Origin of the sequence: Mesorhizobium sp. BR1-1-16, from assembly GCF_020165495.1 — a bacterium.
In the GTDB taxonomy this organism is placed as follows: Bacteria; Pseudomonadota; Alphaproteobacteria; order Rhizobiales; family Kaistiaceae; genus Kaistia.
The window spans coordinates 206,342-222,489 of record NZ_JAIUIE010000004.1 but is presented as its reverse complement, the minus strand read 5'-3'; the positions used below and the strand labels follow the sequence as shown (position 1 = coordinate 222,489).

Sequence of the window (16,148 nt, the reverse complement as noted above, 5' to 3'; positions counted from 1 at the left end):
CATGCGTTTTGCTTTTTACACCCATTCCCTCGTATCCGACTGGAACCATGGCAATGCGCATTTCCAGCGCGGGATCATGCAGGAATTGATCGCTCGCGGTCACAGGGCGGTCGCGCTGCAGCCGGCCGGCGGCTGGAGCGAGGCCAATCTGGTCAAGGACCAGGGCGAAGGAGCCCTGCAGAAGTTCGGCAGCGACTTTCCCGATCTCGACGCCGTTACTTATGACGAAACCTTCGACCATGAGGCCATGCTCTCCTATGCGGACGTGGTCGTGGTGCATGAATGGACCGATCCAGGTCTCGTTGCTCGGATTGGACGAGCCCGTAGGGCCGGCGGCAGGTTCGCGCTGCTGTTTCACGATACACATCACCGGGCTGTTTCAGACCGCGATGCGATCGCGGCCATGCCGCTTGAGGACTATGACGGCGTGCTGGCATTCGGTGAGGCGCTGCGCGAGCGCTACCTCGCCGCCGGCTGGGGCCGGGATGTACACACCTGGCACGAGGCTGCTGACACGCGGCACTTTCATCCGCTGCCCGACACGCCGATCGAGGGCGACCTCGTCTGGATCGGCAACTGGGGCGACGGCGAGCGCAGCGCCGAGCTGGCGAGCTACCTCATCGAGCCCGTCCGGCAGTTGGGCATCTCTGCCACGGTTCATGGCGTCCGTTATCCTGATGCAGCGCTGCAGCTCCTTGCCGGTGCCGGCATCGCGTATCGCGGCTGGCTGGCGAATGCCCGCGTGCCCGAGGTCTTTGCGGCACACAAGGTGACCGTCCATGTGCCGCGGCGCCCCTATGTCGAGAGCTTGCCAGGCATACCGACCATCCGTGTCTTCGAGGCGCTGGCCTGCGGCATCCCGCTGGTATCGGCGCCTTGGTCTGATGCCGAGGGTCTGTTCCGTCCGAACACGGACTTGTTGTTCGCTCAGACCGGAGCCGAGATGGCGAAGCATCTGCGCAGCCTGCTGGCCGATCCGGACCTCGCCCGAGCAGTGGCGACGAACGGCCTCGAAACGATCATGGCACGTCATACCTGCGCGCATCGCGTTGACCAATTGTTCGCGATCCTCGGCCACTCCGAACCCGTAGCAACGCCATTGGAGGCTGCACAATGAAGATCGCCTTCTACGGATCCAGCCTGCTCTCAAGCTACTGGAATGGCGCGGCTACCTATTACCGGGGTCTCCTGCGCGCTCTGGCTGCGCTCGGCTACGACATCACGTTTTTCGAGCCGGATGTCTACGATCGGAGCCGCCATCGCGACCTCGAGCCTCCTGACTGGTGCCGTGTCGAGGTTTACGAAGCAACGCCCCAGTCTCTGCTCGATGTTGCTCGCCGCGCCGTCGAGGCCGACATTGTCGTGAAGGCAAGCGGCGTCGGCTATGAGGATGAAGCGCTTCTGCTTGAAGTACTGCGCCATGCCCGCCCCGACGCGCTGACCGTGTTCTGGGATGTCGATGCGCCGGCGACGCTCGCACAGCTTCGTACCGAGCCATATCACCCGCTGCATCGCTTGCTGAAACGCGTCGATCTCGTGCTGACCTATGGCGGAGGCGATGCGGTTATCGAAGCCTATCGCGCGTTCGGCGCGGCGGCATGCTTCCCGATCTACAATGCACTCGATCCCCTGACGCATCATCCCGTCACAGCAGAGGCCCGCTTCGGGGCCGATCTCGGCTTTCTCGGCAACCGACTGCCGGATCGGGAAAGCCGCGTCGACAGCTTCTTCTTCGAGGCGGCGCGGCGCCTTCCCGAGCGTCGCTTCATCCTCGGCGGGGCCGGGTGGGGCGACAGAGATTTGCCCTCCAATGTGCGCTGGGTCGGGCATGTCGGGACGGCCGACCACAACGCGTTCAACGCCAGCCCGATGGCGGTCCTCAACATCAACAGGGCAAGCATGGCTGAGACCGGCTTTTCGCCGCCGACCCGAATTTTCGAGGCGGCTGGGGCAGGGGCCTGCGTCATCACCGATGTCTGGCCTGGCATCGACAAATTTCTCATGCCGGGCGAGGAGATCCTGGTTGTCCGGGATGGGCTCGATCTCGCCGAAGTCATCGCGCAGTTGCAGCCGCCGGACGCTCGCGAGCTCGGCCAGGCGGCACTTTGCCGGGTGACAGCCGAGCACACCTATGCGCATCGCGCGGCCGAGGCAGACGCGATCCTGCGCCGTTACGCGCGGCAAAGGACGGCGGAGGCAGCGGAATGACTACGCCGCTCAGCATCGTCATCGTCGGCCTTTCGCTCTCCTCGTCCTGGGGAAACGGCCATGCGACCACCTATCGCGCGTTGATAAGAGGGCTGCATGCTCTCGGCCACCGCGTCACGTTCCTCGAGCGCGACGTGCCTTGGTATGCCGAGAACCGTGATCTCCCCGATCCGGACTTCTGTTCGCTGATCACCTACGAAACGGTCGCCGAACTGACGTCAGGGCACGGAGCTCTGCTGAGCGGCGCCGACCTGGTCATGATCGGGTCCTATGTCCCGGAGGGAATTGCGGTGATCGACGCTGTCGCGCCGCTGGTTTCCGGCGTCTTCTGTTTCTACGATATCGATACGCCCGTCACGCTGGTGGCGTTGAAGGGGCGAGGCTGCGACTATCTCGATCCCTGTCAGATTCCGCTTTTTGACGCCTATTATTCGTTCAGCGGTGGACCGACGCTGAGGCGTCTGGAGAGCGACTTCGGCGCGTGGCATGCGCTGCCGCTCTATTGCGCTGTTGATGCGGAGCGCTATCGGCCGACCGGTGAAGCCTATGACTGGGATCTCGGTTATCTCGGCACCTATAGCCCCGACAGGCAGCCGGCGCTGGACGCGATGCTCCTCGATGTCGCGCGCAGCCTGCCAGACCGGCGCTTCGTCGTCGCAGGCCCGCAATATCCTGACGAAATCGACTGGCCTTCGAATGTCGATCGGATCGGTCATCTGGCTCCGGCGGATCACGCCTCGTTCTACAGCCGGCAGAAATTCACACTGAATATCACGCGCCGCGATATGGCGACGGCCGGCTGGTCACCCAGCGTCCGGCTTTTCGAGGCCGCAGCCTGCGGCACACCGGTGATCAGTGACGCCTGGCCCGGTCTGGGAGACTTCTTCCCGATCGGAAAGGCAATCCAGGTTGCCGATGGAACCGACGCCGTGGTCGAGCTGATTGATCGCATGCCCGAGGGCGACCGCCGCACCATGGCCGATTGCGCCAGCCGGATCGTTGCCGCCGGCCATACCGGCGAGGCGCGCGCCCATCAGTTCATCCGCACAATCGAAGCATTGTCTCCCCGCGTCGGACGCGGCCGCGCAGCTTAGGAAATCAGGAGAGCAAGTATGTCGTCATCGCGCCAGACCGTGAAGGATACGGCTCTCGTTGCCGGCGGAGCCGGGTTCCTAGGCTCGCACCTCTGCGAGGCGCTGCTGGCCTCCGGCCATCGTGTGCTGTGCGTCGATAATTTCCTTACCGGCAGCGAGGACAATATCGCGGCGCTCATACACCATCCACGTTTTCGAATGATCAAGCGCGACATCTGCGCGCCCTTCGATCCGGGCGAGGCCATCGACCGCGTCTACAATCTTGCCTGCGCGGCATCCCCGCCGCATTACCAGAACGACCCCGTCCATACCATGCGAACATGCGTCGTCGGCACGCTGAACCTGCTGGAGCTCGCCGAGCGACATGGCGCGCGCTTTCTCCAGGCATCGACCAGCGAGGTCTATGGCGACCCGGAGATGCATCCTCAGACCGAGAGCTATACGGGACATGTCAACTGCACCGGACCGCGCGCCTGCTATGACGAGGGCAAGCGGGCGGCCGAGGCCATGTGCTTCGACTTCCTCCGGGCCGGCCGAGCCGATGTGCGCGTAGCCCGGATCTTCAATACCTATGGACCGCGCATGCATCCGAAAGACGGTCGCATCGTCTCAAATCTGGTGGTTCAGGCTTTGTCGGGAAATCCGCTGACGATCTATGGCGACGGATCGCAGACGCGCTCCTTCTGCTATGTCTCCGATCTGATCGATGGGCTGATGCGGCTCATGAACGTCGCGGACAGCCCGGGCGCTCCGGTCAATCTCGGCAATCCCTCAGAATTCACCGTGCAGGAACTCGCCGACCTCGTGCTCCGCATGACGAATTCGCGCTCGCCGCTTGTCTTCAAGGCATTGCCCGTAGACGATCCCAAGCGTCGCCGGCCGGACATCGCGCGGGCGAACCGTTTGCTTGGATGGGAGCCACGCGTCGCGCTGCCCGACGGCCTTCTCGCCACGATCCGTCACTTCGAAGCGTTCGTCGCGCGATCGGCAAAGGCCAAGCAACCGGCACATGCGATGCCAGCCGAAGCCTACATGGGAATTCAGAAGGAGTAGTGGGCGGGGCGCGCATAGCGCTCTTCGTCAGCGTCTGTGGGAGGCGCTGGCGCCGGTGGCGTTCTCGGCGAGCCATTCAGAGGTTTCCACCAGGGTCCCGGCGGAATCTTCGCCCAGCATTTCCAGCAACGTGGCGCGGGCCCGATTGAGGCGGCTCTTCACGGTACCCATTGCACAGCCACAAATTTCGGCCGCTTCCTCGTAGCTGACGCCCTGCATGCCGATCAGCAGAAGCACTTCGCGGTGCGCGGGAGAAAGGCGGTCAATCGCGGCCTGGACCTCCTGCCCGCGCAAAGTCCATTCCTGCGAGGCTTTGACGACAGGCTGCGACGAGACGCAGTCCGCGGCCCCGGGGGCCTCGCGCCGCGAGAGGCGAATTCTGGTATAGAAGGTGTTGCGCATGATCGTGAAAAGCCACGATTTGAGGCGCGTTCCCTCCTCATACCTGTCCAGATTGGCAATAGCCTTGGTCAGGGTCTCCTGGACCAGATCATCCGCATCGTTCGTATCGCGGTAGAAGGATCGCGCGAACGCTCGCAACGCAGGAATCAACTCGACCACAGACTCCGCACCGGTTTGTCTGAGATGGGTTCCAAAGGACAAGTCCGTCTCCCGGGCCGCATTGAAGACTCAGTCAATGCGGCGGCGAAAGGTAAGTTCCTTCCCGCCGGGACGCCTTACCGAGGATGAGGAACAGCCCGTGAGCAGCGCGGCATAGAGTCCGGCGCGGCGTCGGTTTATCGTCTGTCCCCACAGGTCCACGGCGACGGCGGTGGTCCAGAGACCGAGCTGAAAGGCGCAGTAGCAGATGCGGAGACTGTCGACGAGGGCTGCGCGCGGTGCCGCGCCGCCTCGGGCGACCGCCAGCATGATGCGCGCGCGCTCGGCAGGGCCAAGGCCCAGCTCGACCGAAGCACCGGCGATATCCCAGGCGATGTCCTGGCAGCCGACGAGATCATGTCCTGCCCAATGGTCGACCGCGTCGAGCTTCACGATCCTGTCGCGATGACGAAGCCACTCCCACGCATGGAGCCTTCCATCCACTCGGACCGGGCGAGGCTCCATGCCTGGCTCCGTCAGATCGAGTAGCCTCATCGCGACGGCATAGGCAGCGTCGCGGCCCAGGGCGACACCGACATTGTGGATGGACATCTCGCGGAGCACATCCGGCGAGGCGCCGATTTGGCGATCCGGAAAGTGGCGCGCGCGGAACGCAAGGTAGTTGCCGAGTTGAGTGACGAAATCGGGCTGCATGCGATCAGGAGGTTCGCCGGTAACCCACCGCTGCACAAGAAAGCCCCTGCAAAGGCCGATCGTCTCCGGCCCAAAACCGGCCTTTTCAAGCGCGACCGCATCAGCATGTTTTTGCCGTCCGAGTGCACCAAGCCCGGCGAATCTGACGAGGTAAGTGCCGGTCTCTGATTTGACGATGAATTTGAGCCGCTCGAACCGAATATCCCGGGCCTGTTTTCTCGATGGCGTGGACCCGCTGTAGAACGCCAGCGGCGGCCCCAGTTGGATCCCGACGAGCGGGCGGATCCAGCGCTCCAGGCCCTCGGAATGTCTGATGACATCATGTTCAGCCGCGCTGTGGCGGACAATACCGGCCCAGAGTGCACGTGTCCTCTCGGATGCCGCTGAACCGGGCTCACCATTATGGCCACAGAAGAAGATGATCCGTTGCCGCCGCACACCATTGTCCAGCAACCACTGAGCCGCCGCTGCGAGCGATGAGCCTGAAAGACCGGGGCCTTCGTCGACAACGGCGACCGGCCTTCCAGTGGCCGCGGCCCCCGCAAGCAGGGCAGGGTCGGCCCGAATTCTCCGCTCGAACGGCGCTCCACCCGGACGAAGCGTGATGGCAGGCGCAGCTCCGAGCGCAGCTGCGACCAGAGCGCCCAGGCTCGTGCCGATGCTGCGCAGGCCGATAACGAGCGTATCCGGCGGCAGCCCGGATGCTCGCGCCGCCGCGAGATACGCTTCCGGCATCAACGCGTAATGGGCATACCCTTCGCAGCGCCGGGTCTTGAGAAGGATGTCCGGCGGTATCGAGGAGGCGAGCGCCTTGGCTGCCGCAAGCTGCGTCATATCAGGCGCGCCGCGGGCTGACTGATCGACCAGACGAGCCAGGAGCAGCAGAAGTTTGGCCGCGCGCTCTTGAAGCGGCGAATCCGCGTCGAAGCCTCGCTGCGCAAGCTCGGCGTCGGCAAGGCCTTGGAGAAGTTCTCCGGAGCGGATGAACGTTTCCACGACGGCGTCGTGCTCTGTTCGGCCGAATTCGCCGCCACCGAGACTGCAGAGTCCGGCGACCACGTCGTCGCGGACGGTGCCGGACCATTCGGATCGCTCCGCGTCGCCGTACACAATCATGACTGTCCTTCCTCCCAGTCAGTCTCGATCGTCCCGAACCGCCGCGCCGATCTTTTGATCCATGCGGGCGTGGGAAAGCGTGCGGTGTTTGGAACAAAGCTGCCGGCCTCCTGTTCGGGGGCAGACCATGAGGTGAGTGCAGATGGCAGGCAAAGCGATAAGGGTCGGCATCGTCGGTGTCGGAAATTGTGCCTCTTCCCTGGTGCAGGGGCTCAGTTTCTATCGGGGTATCGAAGGCAACGAGCCCGTTCCGGGGCTGATGCATGTCGATCTAGGCGGCTATCGGCCCGAAGATATCGAGATCGTCTGTGCCTTCGACGTGACGACCGCCAAGGTCGGTCGCGACCTCTCCGAGGCGGTGTTCGAGGCGCCAAACAACACAGTTCGCTTCTCGGATGTCGAGCCGGCAGGAGTAACGGTTCGGCGCGGCCCGACCTTCGACGGCCTCGGCCGCTATCTCTCGGAAGTGATCGAAGAGTCGGGCGAGCCGTCGGTCGATGTGGCGGAGGTGCTTCGCGACAGCGGCGCCGAGATCCTCGTCTCCTACCTGCCCGTCGGCTCGGATGCGGCGACGGCGCATTACGCCGAGGAGGCCCTGCAGGCCGGCTGCGCGATGGTCAATTGCATCCCATCCTTCATTGCCTCGGATGCCGAGTGGCGGCGTCGTTTCGAGCAGCGCGGCCTGCCGATCATTGGCGACGACATCAAGAGCCAGGTCGGCGCGACCATCATCCACCGGCTGCTTGCCAATCTCTTCCGGGAGCGAGGCGTGCGGCTCGATCGGACCTACCAGCTCAACTTCGGCGGCAATGCCGATTTTCTGAACATGCTGGAACGAGAGCGCCTGCAGTCGAAGAAATTGTCCAAAACACGTGCGGTCACCAGCCAGCTTGACGTTCCGCTTGCCGCCGACAACGTCCATGTCGGTCCAAGCGATCATGTGCCGTGGCTCACCGACCGCAAATGGGCTCATATCCGCCTCGAAGGGACCACCTTCGGCGGCGTCCCGCTCAATGTGGAGCTGAAGCTCGAGGTCTGGGATTCGCCGAACTCGGCCGGCGTTGTCATCGACGCCATTCGTTGTGCGAAACTCGGCCTTGATCGTGGCCTCGCTGGCGCCCTTATCGGCCCATCCGCCTATTTCATGAAGTCTCCCCCCGTCCAGTTCACGGATGACGAGGCACGTCGGCAGACAGCTGACTTCATTGCCGGCGACGAACGCCTGAGAGACGCCGCTGAATGACGACCGTGGTCTATCTCGTTCGCCACGCGGCGCATGATGCGCTGGGCAGCTATCTGGCGGGCCGCAGCAAGGGCGTGGTGCTTGGGCCGGATGGATTGGCGCAGGCCGGACGCTTGGCGGAACGGATGAGGAACGAGCGCTTCGGTTCGATCACGTCGAGCCCTCAGACGCGCACGCAACAAACTGCGGCCGCCATCTCCTCGGCGACCATCATGGCCCCGATCGATATCGATGACGATCTTGACGAGGTCGACTTCGGGGACTGGTCGGGCAAGACGTTCGAGGAACTCAACGGCGACCCGGCGTGGCGTCGGTGGAACGAAGAGCGCGGCATTGCCACGACGCCGACGGGAGAGAGCATGGAACATGTCCGCAAACGTGTGAGCCGCGCCATGCGGGTCGCCGCGGAACGTCACCCGGGCGAAAGCGTCGTGCTCGTCAGCCACGCCGACGTAATCAAATGTGCGGTCTGCGACGTGCTTGGCCTGCAGCCGGATAGCCTTTTTCGCTTCGAGATTGATCCGGCGTCGATCACGACGATCGCAATGGGAAGTTGGGGCTCGAAGCTCCTGCGGATGAATGAGGGTGTGTAGTCATGGACGGTAGGCCGCAACGGGATGCCGCAGCGCGGCGATCCGAGAGAATGAACGCCGATGGCAATGGCCGTGAAGCCATCAGCGCGCGCATTCGCGAACTTGGCCCCTGGTTTCACAACATGGATATCGGCGGGGTCTGGACGGCTCCGGAGCACTTCCTCGGGAACTATCCCTTTATCAAGTGGCGGAAGTTCGCGGGCTCGATCCCGGAGGATCTAACGGGCAAGACCGTGCTCGATATCGGATGCAACGCGGGTTTCTATTCGATCGAAATGAAGCGGCGCGGTGCGTCGCGGGTGCTCGGCATCGATTTCGACGATCGCTATCTCTCGCAGGCACGCTTCGCCGCCGACGCGACGGGCATCTCGGTCGAATTCCGGAAAATGTCGGTCTACGAGATCGGGGCGCTTCGCGAACGGTTCGACATCGTCCTATTCATGGGCGTGCTCTATCATCTAAGACATCCGCTCCTCGCTCTCGACCTTCTGCGCGAGCATGTCGTCGGCGATCTCCTGGTCTTCCAGTCGATGCAGCGCGGTTCGCCCGATCTCGTCGATCTGGATGGCGACTACGACTTCCGCCGCGCCGACATCTTCGAAGATCCCCGCTACCCGAAACTGCATTTCGTCGAACACCGCTATGCGGGCGATCCGACGAACTGGTGGCTGCCCAATCGCTGTTGCGCCGAGGCCATGCTTCGGAGCGCCGGCTTTGCCATTCATGGTCATCCTGAAGAGGAAGTCTATTTCTGCGGCCTTGCAGAGCGACCCCATGGCGTCGCCATACCCAGCCTGCCGATGGGAGTTCCCGCATGATCGAAGCAGCGATGATTTGGAACGAGCCCAACAACAAGTCGCACTGGGATCCGGAAATCGATCTCGACTGGAGCCGCTTCGCTGAAATGACGATCCTCGCCGCCGAGGCGATTGCTGGGGCCAATCCAGCGGTGACTCGCGTCCTCGGCGGCATTTCGCCGATCGATCCGCTCTTCATCGCGCGCTTGAAGGGGCTGGGCGTCCTTGATCATCTCGACGCCATCGCGGTGCACGGCTTTCCGCTCGACTGGAATCTCTGGCAGATCGACGAATGGCCGCGCAAACTGGTCGAGATCGGCGAAGCGACGGAACTCCCGGTCTGGGTCAGCGAAGTTGGCGTTTCGAGCTTCGGCTCCGAGGAGGTTCAGGCCTGGGGCATGAAGCGGACGGCCGACCTCTTGATTGGCCGTGCGCCGCGGATCCATTGGTACAGCCTCTACGATCTGCCCCAATCCTGGCAGGCGACGACACGCCACCGCGAGGCGGAAGGCTCTTCCTATTACCGGCATTTCTATATGGGACTGCTGCGCGAGGATGGATCGCCGAAGCCGGCGCTGGAAGTCTTCGCCAGCTGCACGCCGCAGGTCGGACTGGTGCAGTGGTTTCATTTCGAGGACCCGCGCCTCGATGCGGCGGTCGATTGGATGAAGCGCCTCGGCGTCCGCTATCTGCGCACCGGCCTTTCCTGGGCCGACAGCTTCCGACCGAACGCTCTCGATTGGTTCGATCGCCAGATGGAGGCGCTGACCGATTTTGACGTCACAGTCACTTTCTGCTTCACGCCCGCGCATCGCGGCTGGATGCCGCATCACACCAGCGCGCCGCTTGTCGCGGACGAGTTCGCGGAATTCTGCCGGACGATGATCGATCGCTATGCGCCCACTGCCGCCGTGTCTCCCGTCCGAAGCGAAAACGCGGCGGCCGGTGGCGTGGCCCTGTCCATGTGATCGCGCCATGTCCAGGATCGGGGTCCTCACCTTTCATCGCTGCGTCAATTATGGGTCCTATTGGCAGGCGCGCTGCCTCGTGGAAGGTATTGGTGCTCAGGGCCGCGATGCGGTTCTGCTGGATCATGATAGCGTTGCCGTGAACCGGGCCGAATGGCGCTGTGCGCTTCAACCCCGGCTGCCGGAGCCCAATTGCAAGGGCGATCTCGAAGCCTATGCAACTAAGACGCGGCGTTTCTTCGAGGCCTTTGCCGCCTTGCCTCTGTCGCCGCGCTTCGATCTCGATCGACCGGAACAGATGGCCGCCTGCGATACGGTCATTGTCGGCAGCGACGAGGTGTGGAACCTGCAACATCCGTGGTATGGCGGCTGCCGCCTGTTCTGGGGCGAGGGCGTGCGCGCGAAGCGACTGGTGTCCTACGCCGCCAGCTTTGGTAATCACGATGCTGCCTCCGGCCTTCCCCCGGCCTGGCCAGACCGGCTGCGGCGCTTCGACCGCGTGTCGGTTCGCGATGCCAATAGTCTTGAACTCGTCCGCGATGCGGGTATCGACGCCGATCTCGTCCTCGATCCGTGCCTGCAGTTTTCCGATCTAATCAACGATGCTGCTCCTGCATCTCGCGTACCCGACTATCTCCTCGTCTATGGCCACGGCTTTCCGGATTGGTTCGGTAAGGCGACGCGCGCGGCTGCGGCGAGGCAAGGCCTTAGCATTGTCAGCGTCGGCTATCGCAACGCGTTCGCTGACAAGCACGAGATCGAAGCCGGCCCGGACCGCTTTGCCACGTTGATGGCCGGTGCCGCTGCCGTCGTCACGAATTTCTTCCACGGCGCGGTTTTCGCTATCGTGAATCGCAAACCCTTCGCCACTATTGCCTCTACCTACAGGGCCAACAAACTTGGCGACCTCACGGCGCTGCTCGGCTTGGAAGAAAGACTTCTGGCCGGCGAGGACGCGGCGCGATTGCTGGGCGATCTGATCGAGACGCCGCTTCCGCCGAATCTGGACGATCGAATTTCCCTGCTGCGCGGCCGGTCAAGCCGCTATCTCGCATCGGCCCTGGGATGACGCCGGTATCTCACCTCAACCCTCGCGCCATGGTCGGGGCCGGACTCTGCAGCGGATGCGGCTGTTGTGCCGCCGCGGCGGGTGGTTCCGCGGCGATGACATGGGACCTGTTCGGCCAGCGCATCCCCGACATTCGGCAGGATTGGACCGGGCATGGCGCGAAGGACTTCGACACGCTGTGCCCGTTCTCGCCCCACTCTGCCAACGAGGATGAACTCGCTGAGCGGCTGTGGCCAAGCTCTCCGGCCACCGACCCCTCGCTTGGCCGTTTCGAGGCCACCTATGTCGGTTCCGTGGCCGAAGGCGGGTTTCGCCAGGAGGGCAGTTCTGGCGGCATGGTGAGTTGGGTCGCCTGCGAGCTTCTCCGCCTCGGGAATGTCGATGGCGTGGCCCATGTCGTGCCATCCCCGGCCAAGTCTGAAACGGGCTTGTTTCGCTACCGTATTTCGCGCTCGGAAGCCGAAATCACAGAGGGTGCACGGTCCCGCTATTATCCCGTCGACTTGGCGCCGGTATTGGCCGAGATCTTCGCCCGGCCCGGTCGCTATGCGGTTGTCGGCGTGCCTTGTTTCATCAAGGCGATCAATCTGCTCCGCGAAAAGGATGATGTCCTTCGCCAGCGGATCACGCACACGCTAGGGCTCTTCTGCGGTCACATGAAGAGTGCGCGCTTCGTCGACAGCATCGCATGGCAGATCGGCGTCAAGCCGGAAGCTGTGACCGCCATCGATTATCGCGTCAAAAGGCCCGAACATCCGGCAAATTGGTATCGTAGTGCCTTGTCGCTCGATGGCGGCGGCCGACCGGAGCGGGATTGGTGGGATCTCGTGGATGGTGACTGGGGCTCTGGGTTTTTCCAGAATTCCGCCTGTGATTTCTGCGACGATGTCGTCGGCGAGACAGCCGACATCTCGTTCGGGGATGCCTGGGTCGAGCCGCACAGCCAGGACGGCCGGGGAACTAATGTCGTGGTCGTCCGCTCCCCGGAAATCGGCGATATCGTCCGCAAAGCGATCACTGGCAAGCGGCTCGCGCTCGATCCCGTCGATGCGGATTTCGTGATCGAAACGCAGGCGGCCGGCTTTCGCCAGCGCCGGGAAGGTCTCGCCTACCGATTGGCCCGCTTTTCTCCGCGCCTGCGGCCGGTGAAACGGGTCGCTCCAACTTCGCGCGGATTGCCCTGGCGGCGACGGCTCATCTATCGCACGCGCCGCTCGATTTCGTTCTGGAGCCACCGCGTGTTCGTCTTGGCACATCGGCGCCAGTGGCCCGGCCTCTATCTGGCTTGGGGCCGCATGGCAGCCACCATCTATCACGCTCTCGCCTACTCCCGCGGGCCGCTCGGCCGTCTCCTCGATGGCATCGAACGCCGGAACCGGCATTGACTGAGTCAATGGAACAAAGCTGCCCCAGCTTGGTTCGACGCCACAACGGAGAGCAGAAGCCGGGAGCGTGCGATGAGCGAGGCGAAGAAGACCCGCGATCATGACGAGATCCGCCGCTGGGCCGAACAGCGTGACGGCAAGCCGGCGCGGGTGAAGACGCGTGGGAAGGGCGGTATCCTCAGGATCGATTTCGGTGAGCCCGAAGACGAACTCGAGCCGATCAGTTGGGAGGCTTTTTTCGAGATCTTCGATGAGAACGATCTCGATTTCCTGCATCAGGACCGGACAGCCGATGGCGGCACCAGCCGCTTCAACAAATTCGTCGCGCGCAGCTGACGATCCACATTCGGGCACAGGCAATCTGAAGGATACATCATGGCGTCGACAATGCTTGCCGAGCCTCCCGCCGAATGGAAGCCGCGCATGGCGATGATGAAGGCGGCGGTGCTCACAGCGGCGCGAACCATGGAGGTACGCCGCCTGCCCTTGCGAGAACCTGGCGCCGGCGAGGTTCGTGTGCGCCTTGAGGGCTGCGGCGTGTGTGCCTCCAATGTAGTCCCATGGGAAGGGCCCGAATGGATGCAGTTTCCGACCGAACCGGGCGGCCTCGGTCATGAAGGATGGGGCGTGGTCGATGCAGTCGGTACGGGGGTGAGGTCGCTTGCGGAAGGTGACCGCGTCGCAACCTTGTTTGGCCACAGCTATGCCGAATACGATGTCGGGCCAGCCGCCGCGGCCCTCCGCCTGCCAGCCGCGCTCGACGGCCGGCCGTTCCCGGGCGAGCCGCTTGGCTGCGCAATGAACATTCTCCGCCGCAGCGACATCCGGGCGGGCATGACGGTCGCCATTATCGGGATCGGCTTTCTCGGCGCGCTGCTGACCCGTCTGGCATCTGCCAAGGGTGCCGAGGTGATCGCCATCTCCCGCCGTCCTTCATCGCTCGAGACAGCCGCCGCAATGGGTGCTGCTGCAACGATCGCGATGCAGGATCATAACGAGATCATCGAGCGCGTGCGGGAGCTCACCGCCGGCCGGTTTTGTGACCGCGTCATCGAAGCCGTGGGGAAGCAATGGCCCCTTGATCTCGCCGGCGAACTGGTCGCCGAAGGCGGGCGCCTGATCATCGCGGGCTATCACCAGGACGGCCCACGACAGGTCAGCATGCAGCAGTGGAACTGGAAGGGTATCGATGTGATCAACGCTCACGAGCGCGATCCCCGTGCATATGTGCGCGGCGTCGAGGAAGCCATTGCAGCGGTCGCCGATGGGTCGCTGAATCCGGATCCGCTCTATACGCACCGCTATCCCCTCGATGATCTCGATGCGGCGCTGGCAGCGACGCGTGATCATCCGGGCAGCTTCATCAAGGCACTGGTTATCTTCTGATGGTCGACACGGATCTCATGCCGATCCAATCTGCCCGATCAGCTGCTCCGGTTCAGCTCGGTTTTCTTGGCGTCGGCCGTATCGGCCGCATCCGCATGGGATCTCTGCTCGCGGATGGAAGGGCGACTGCCATCGCCGTCTGTGACGCCTCGCCGGAAATGGCCAGCGCCGCCCGTTCGCTGGCGCCGGACGCCGCGATCGTGGCTTCGCTTGACGAATTGATCGAGGCCGCTCCGGACGGCATCGTCATAGCAACCCCGAGTGCGCTCCATGCCGCGCAGGCCATTCGGGCACTCGACGCCGGCATCGCCGTGTTCTGCCAGAAGCCTTTAGCGCGCACGGCCGAGGAGGTCGCGGCGGTGATGAAGGCGGCCGCTGAGGCGGACCGCCCGCTCGGCATCGATCTCTCCTATCGCCATACCGAGGGGATGCGAACCATCAAGGAGCGGATCGGCCGGGGCGAGATCGGAAAGGTCTATGCCGCCGACCTGGTCTTTCACAACGCCTACGGACCCGACCGCCCTTGGTTTTACGATGCAGCTCTCTCGGGCGGCGGCTGCATCATGGATCTTGGTATCCACCTCATCGATCTGCTGCTCTGGACGCTCGAGTTTCCACCCGTGGACGCGGTCAGGGCCGACTTGTTTGCTCGTGGCAGGAGGTTTCGTGCCGAGGAGGGCGGGGTCGAGGATTTCGCGATCGCCACGATCGGTCTTGCGGATGGCGCGGCAGCGAGGATCGCCTGCTCTTGGGACCTCCACGCGGGTCGCGACGCGGAAATCGGCGCAACATTCTACGGCGAGAGTGGATCGCTGGCTTTGGCCAATGTCGGCGGTTCGTTTCTTGATTTCACCGCCGAGCTTCGCAGAGGCACCAAGACCGAGATTATTGCCAGTCCGCCAGATTCATGGGGCGGGCGAGCCGGCAACGCCTGGCTCGATGCTCTCTCGTCGGGCGAGGGGTTTGATCGTGCGATCGTACGTCATCAGCTTGCGGCGGAGGTGATTGACCGCATTTACGGCCGTTAAGCCCGCAGCCGGCCGCGGACATTCTAGCTCAGTTGGGAGAGCGGCGCTGGCGGCGGAGATGCAATTCATCCTGCAGCGCTTGGGCCAGCTTTAACAGCCGATCCGGCACGCGTTCGCCCTCGATGGCGTCAAGCAGCGAGCCAAGGCGGCCTTCAAGCGTGGTGGGCTCGGAGCCCTCGGATGTAGAAGCCTCGTCGTCGTTCGAAATTGGCACGTTAGGCCCTTCTTCTGGTTGGCTAAGTTTATACCTGGAAGCCTGCGTCGGGGAAGGCAAGAGGGTGCCGCGATCCGCCCGATGGATTATTGCTTGTACCGCAGAGGTGCGATCACCTCGACTGGCCGCACTGAATACTGCGACGTTCCAGCTTTGCGTCCCGCCAAGGGAGGGACCATCACCCGGCCTTTTTTTCCGCTATCCCAACTGGCAGCGTATGCCAGATGACAGACAGTCTCGAAACACAGCATTTATGCTCAGCACATGAGCAAGATCGAACAGTATCTGCGAGGACGCGACTTCTGCCGCTTAAAGGCCGACGAGGCAAGCTGGTTGGAATTGCGCGCGATATGGAACACGCTCCAGGCAAGCTATTCTTTTCTGATCGAACTGGAACTGCGGGATAAGAGTTCGCCTCGCGGCCTGGCGGGTGCCGGCAGCCACTCGGGCGAAATTCGTTTCACAGCGGCGAAATCACTCGCAGGAGCGCGGTCATGCCCATCCACGGTTACTTGACGCCCGGGGCGGCTTTCGATCCTGACGAAATAGAAGTTTTATCCGAAGCCTTCAAAGAGGCATGTCGGGCCTTGCGGATCGATGGCGATGTCCGGGGCCGAGACATCGTTGCGGAACGCATCATCGCGCTGTGCCGTGCCGGGCCGATTGATGCAAAGGTCCTGAGCGAGCGTGTCATCAGGGAATTCAGCACATCAGATCGCGGCTGAGGTGACGGAGAGAAA

18 protein-coding genes are annotated in these 16,148 nt (G+C 63.3%); 15 read left to right on the top strand and 3 right to left on the bottom strand.

Translation table 11 applies throughout. From position 1 onward, the window contains the following. Position 1 precedes the first annotated feature (1 nt). Genes LB518_RS11710 through LB518_RS11695 form a run of 4 tightly spaced genes read left to right on the top strand, consistent with a single transcriptional unit; the run spans position 2 to position 4,355 of the window. Positions 2-1,117: a CgeB family protein gene (locus LB518_RS11710; protein ID WP_224577643.1), complete on the top strand. Its 1,116-nt coding sequence runs from the start codon at positions 2-4 to the stop codon at positions 1,115-1,117. Then, complete coding sequence (locus LB518_RS11705) at positions 1,114-2,208, top strand: CgeB family protein (RefSeq protein WP_224577641.1); 1,095 nt, start codon at positions 1,114-1,116, stop codon at positions 2,206-2,208. The genes LB518_RS11710 and LB518_RS11705 overlap by 4 nt, the downstream gene beginning before the upstream one ends. Beyond that, the gene (locus LB518_RS11700) at positions 2,205-3,302 is read left to right on the top strand and encodes a CgeB family protein (protein ID WP_224577639.1); all 1,098 of its coding nucleotides are present in this window, start codon (positions 2,205-2,207) and stop codon (positions 3,300-3,302) included. The genes LB518_RS11705 and LB518_RS11700 overlap by 4 nt, the downstream gene beginning before the upstream one ends. Positions 3,303-3,320: 18 nt before the next feature. Then, a complete protein-coding gene (locus tag LB518_RS11695; RefSeq protein WP_224577637.1) occupies positions 3,321-4,355 on the top strand; it encodes a UDP-glucuronic acid decarboxylase family protein in 1,035 nt (344 codons plus the stop codon). Positions 4,356-4,382: 27 nt separating this feature from the next. Here the strand turns inward: LB518_RS11695 and LB518_RS11690 are convergent, their stop codons facing one another. Both LB518_RS11690 and LB518_RS11685 read right to left on the bottom strand, forming a co-directional pair. Continuing rightward, on the bottom strand, positions 4,383-4,958 hold the full coding sequence (locus tag LB518_RS11690; protein ID WP_286198669.1) for a sigma-70 family RNA polymerase sigma factor: 576 nt from the start codon (positions 4,956-4,958) through the stop codon (positions 4,383-4,385). Positions 4,959-4,985: 27 nt separating this feature from the next. Then, a complete protein-coding gene (locus tag LB518_RS11685) occupies positions 4,986-6,725 on the bottom strand; it encodes a hypothetical protein (protein ID WP_224577635.1) in 1,740 nt (579 codons plus the stop codon). A 142-nt stretch (positions 6,726-6,867) separates the two neighbouring features. On the opposite strand from LB518_RS11685, the gene LB518_RS11680 reads away from it, so the two are divergent. The 9 genes from LB518_RS11680 to LB518_RS11640 all read left to right on the top strand — a co-directional run bounded on the left by LB518_RS11680 (position 6,868) and on the right by LB518_RS11640 (position 15,194). Beyond that, positions 6,868-7,968 carry an inositol-3-phosphate synthase gene (locus LB518_RS11680; protein ID WP_224577633.1) on the top strand — a complete coding sequence of 367 codons (1,101 nt, stop codon included), beginning with the start codon at positions 6,868-6,870 and terminating at the stop codon, positions 7,966-7,968. Beyond that, positions 7,965-8,561 (top strand): histidine phosphatase family protein, encoded by a 597-nt coding sequence (locus LB518_RS11675; RefSeq protein ID WP_224577631.1) that lies wholly within the window; start codon positions 7,965-7,967, stop codon positions 8,559-8,561. The genes LB518_RS11680 and LB518_RS11675 overlap by 4 nt, the downstream gene beginning before the upstream one ends. Before the next feature lie 50 nt (positions 8,562-8,611). Continuing rightward, the gene (locus LB518_RS11670) at positions 8,612-9,379 is read left to right on the top strand and encodes a TIGR04290 family methyltransferase (protein WP_224577629.1); all 768 of its coding nucleotides are present in this window, start codon (positions 8,612-8,614) and stop codon (positions 9,377-9,379) included. Beyond that, on the top strand, positions 9,376-10,326 hold the full coding sequence (locus LB518_RS11665; protein WP_224577627.1) for a glycoside hydrolase 5 family protein: 951 nt from the start codon (positions 9,376-9,378) through the stop codon (positions 10,324-10,326). The genes LB518_RS11670 and LB518_RS11665 overlap by 4 nt, the downstream gene beginning before the upstream one ends. Then, complete coding sequence (locus LB518_RS11660; protein ID WP_224577625.1) at positions 10,253-11,395, top strand: polysaccharide pyruvyl transferase family protein; 1,143 nt, start codon at positions 10,253-10,255, stop codon at positions 11,393-11,395. Before LB518_RS11665 ends, LB518_RS11660 begins: the two co-directional genes overlap by 74 nt. Positions 11,396-11,424: 29 nt before the next feature. After that, a complete protein-coding gene (locus tag LB518_RS11655) occupies positions 11,425-12,780 on the top strand; it encodes a Coenzyme F420 hydrogenase/dehydrogenase, beta subunit C-terminal domain (RefSeq protein ID WP_224577865.1) in 1,356 nt (451 codons plus the stop codon). A gap of 72 nt (positions 12,781-12,852) precedes the next feature. Then, a complete protein-coding gene (locus LB518_RS11650; protein WP_224577614.1) occupies positions 12,853-13,116 on the top strand; it encodes a hypothetical protein in 264 nt (87 codons plus the stop codon). A 39-nt stretch (positions 13,117-13,155) separates the two neighbouring features. Next, positions 13,156-14,166, top strand: coding sequence for an MDR/zinc-dependent alcohol dehydrogenase-like family protein (locus LB518_RS11645; protein WP_224577612.1), 1,011 nt, complete (start codon positions 13,156-13,158; stop codon positions 14,164-14,166). A gap of 17 nt (positions 14,167-14,183) precedes the next feature. After that, on the top strand, positions 14,184-15,194 hold the full coding sequence (locus tag LB518_RS11640; RefSeq protein WP_224577610.1) for a Gfo/Idh/MocA family protein: 1,011 nt from the start codon (positions 14,184-14,186) through the stop codon (positions 15,192-15,194). Positions 15,195-15,222: 28 nt separating this feature from the next. On the opposite strand, the gene LB518_RS11635 is transcribed toward LB518_RS11640, so the two are convergent. Further along, on the bottom strand, positions 15,223-15,408 hold the full coding sequence (locus LB518_RS11635; protein WP_224577608.1) for a hypothetical protein: 186 nt from the start codon (positions 15,406-15,408) through the stop codon (positions 15,223-15,225). Between the two features lie 264 nt (positions 15,409-15,672). Here LB518_RS11635 and LB518_RS11630 point away from each other — a divergent pair, with 264 nt between their 5' ends. After that, positions 15,673-15,924, top strand: a complete 252-nt coding sequence (locus LB518_RS11630; protein ID WP_224577606.1) for a hypothetical protein — start codon at positions 15,673-15,675, stop codon at positions 15,922-15,924. Continuing rightward, a complete protein-coding gene (locus LB518_RS11625; RefSeq protein WP_224577605.1) occupies positions 15,903-16,133 on the top strand; it encodes a hypothetical protein in 231 nt (76 codons plus the stop codon). The genes LB518_RS11630 and LB518_RS11625 overlap by 22 nt, the downstream gene beginning before the upstream one ends. Positions 16,134-16,148 lie beyond the last annotated feature (15 nt).

Bases quoted from the DNA above. Each gene is read 5' to 3' on its own strand.
- LB518_RS11710 (WP_224577643.1), top strand. From the start codon at position 2: ATGCGTTTTGCTTTTTACACCCATTCCCTCGTATCCGACTGGAACCAT.
- LB518_RS11705 (WP_224577641.1), top strand. From the start codon at position 1,114: ATGAAGATCGCCTTCTACGGATCCAGCCTGCTCTCAAGCTACTGGAAT.
- LB518_RS11700 (WP_224577639.1), top strand. From the start codon at position 2,205: ATGACTACGCCGCTCAGCATCGTCATCGTCGGCCTTTCGCTCTCCTCG.
- LB518_RS11695 (WP_224577637.1), top strand. From the start codon at position 3,321: ATGTCGTCATCGCGCCAGACCGTGAAGGATACGGCTCTCGTTGCCGGC.
- LB518_RS11685 (WP_224577635.1), bottom strand. From the start codon at position 6,725: ATGATTGTGTACGGCGACGCGGAGCGATCCGAATGGTCCGGCACCGTC.
- LB518_RS11680 (WP_224577633.1), top strand. From the start codon at position 6,868: ATGGCAGGCAAAGCGATAAGGGTCGGCATCGTCGGTGTCGGAAATTGT.
- LB518_RS11675 (WP_224577631.1), top strand. From the start codon at position 7,965: ATGACGACCGTGGTCTATCTCGTTCGCCACGCGGCGCATGATGCGCTG.
- LB518_RS11670 (WP_224577629.1), top strand. From the start codon at position 8,612: ATGAACGCCGATGGCAATGGCCGTGAAGCCATCAGCGCGCGCATTCGC.
- LB518_RS11665 (WP_224577627.1), top strand. From the start codon at position 9,376: ATGATCGAAGCAGCGATGATTTGGAACGAGCCCAACAACAAGTCGCAC.
- LB518_RS11660 (WP_224577625.1), top strand. From the start codon at position 10,253: ATGCGCCCACTGCCGCCGTGTCTCCCGTCCGAAGCGAAAACGCGGCGG.
- LB518_RS11655 (WP_224577865.1), top strand. From the start codon at position 11,425: ATGGTCGGGGCCGGACTCTGCAGCGGATGCGGCTGTTGTGCCGCCGCG.
- LB518_RS11650 (WP_224577614.1), top strand. From the start codon at position 12,853: ATGAGCGAGGCGAAGAAGACCCGCGATCATGACGAGATCCGCCGCTGG.
- LB518_RS11645 (WP_224577612.1), top strand. From the start codon at position 13,156: ATGGCGTCGACAATGCTTGCCGAGCCTCCCGCCGAATGGAAGCCGCGC.
- LB518_RS11640 (WP_224577610.1), top strand. From the start codon at position 14,184: ATGCCGATCCAATCTGCCCGATCAGCTGCTCCGGTTCAGCTCGGTTTT.
- LB518_RS11630 (WP_224577606.1), top strand. From the start codon at position 15,673: ATGAGCAAGATCGAACAGTATCTGCGAGGACGCGACTTCTGCCGCTTA.
- LB518_RS11625 (WP_224577605.1), top strand. From the start codon at position 15,903: ATGCCCATCCACGGTTACTTGACGCCCGGGGCGGCTTTCGATCCTGAC.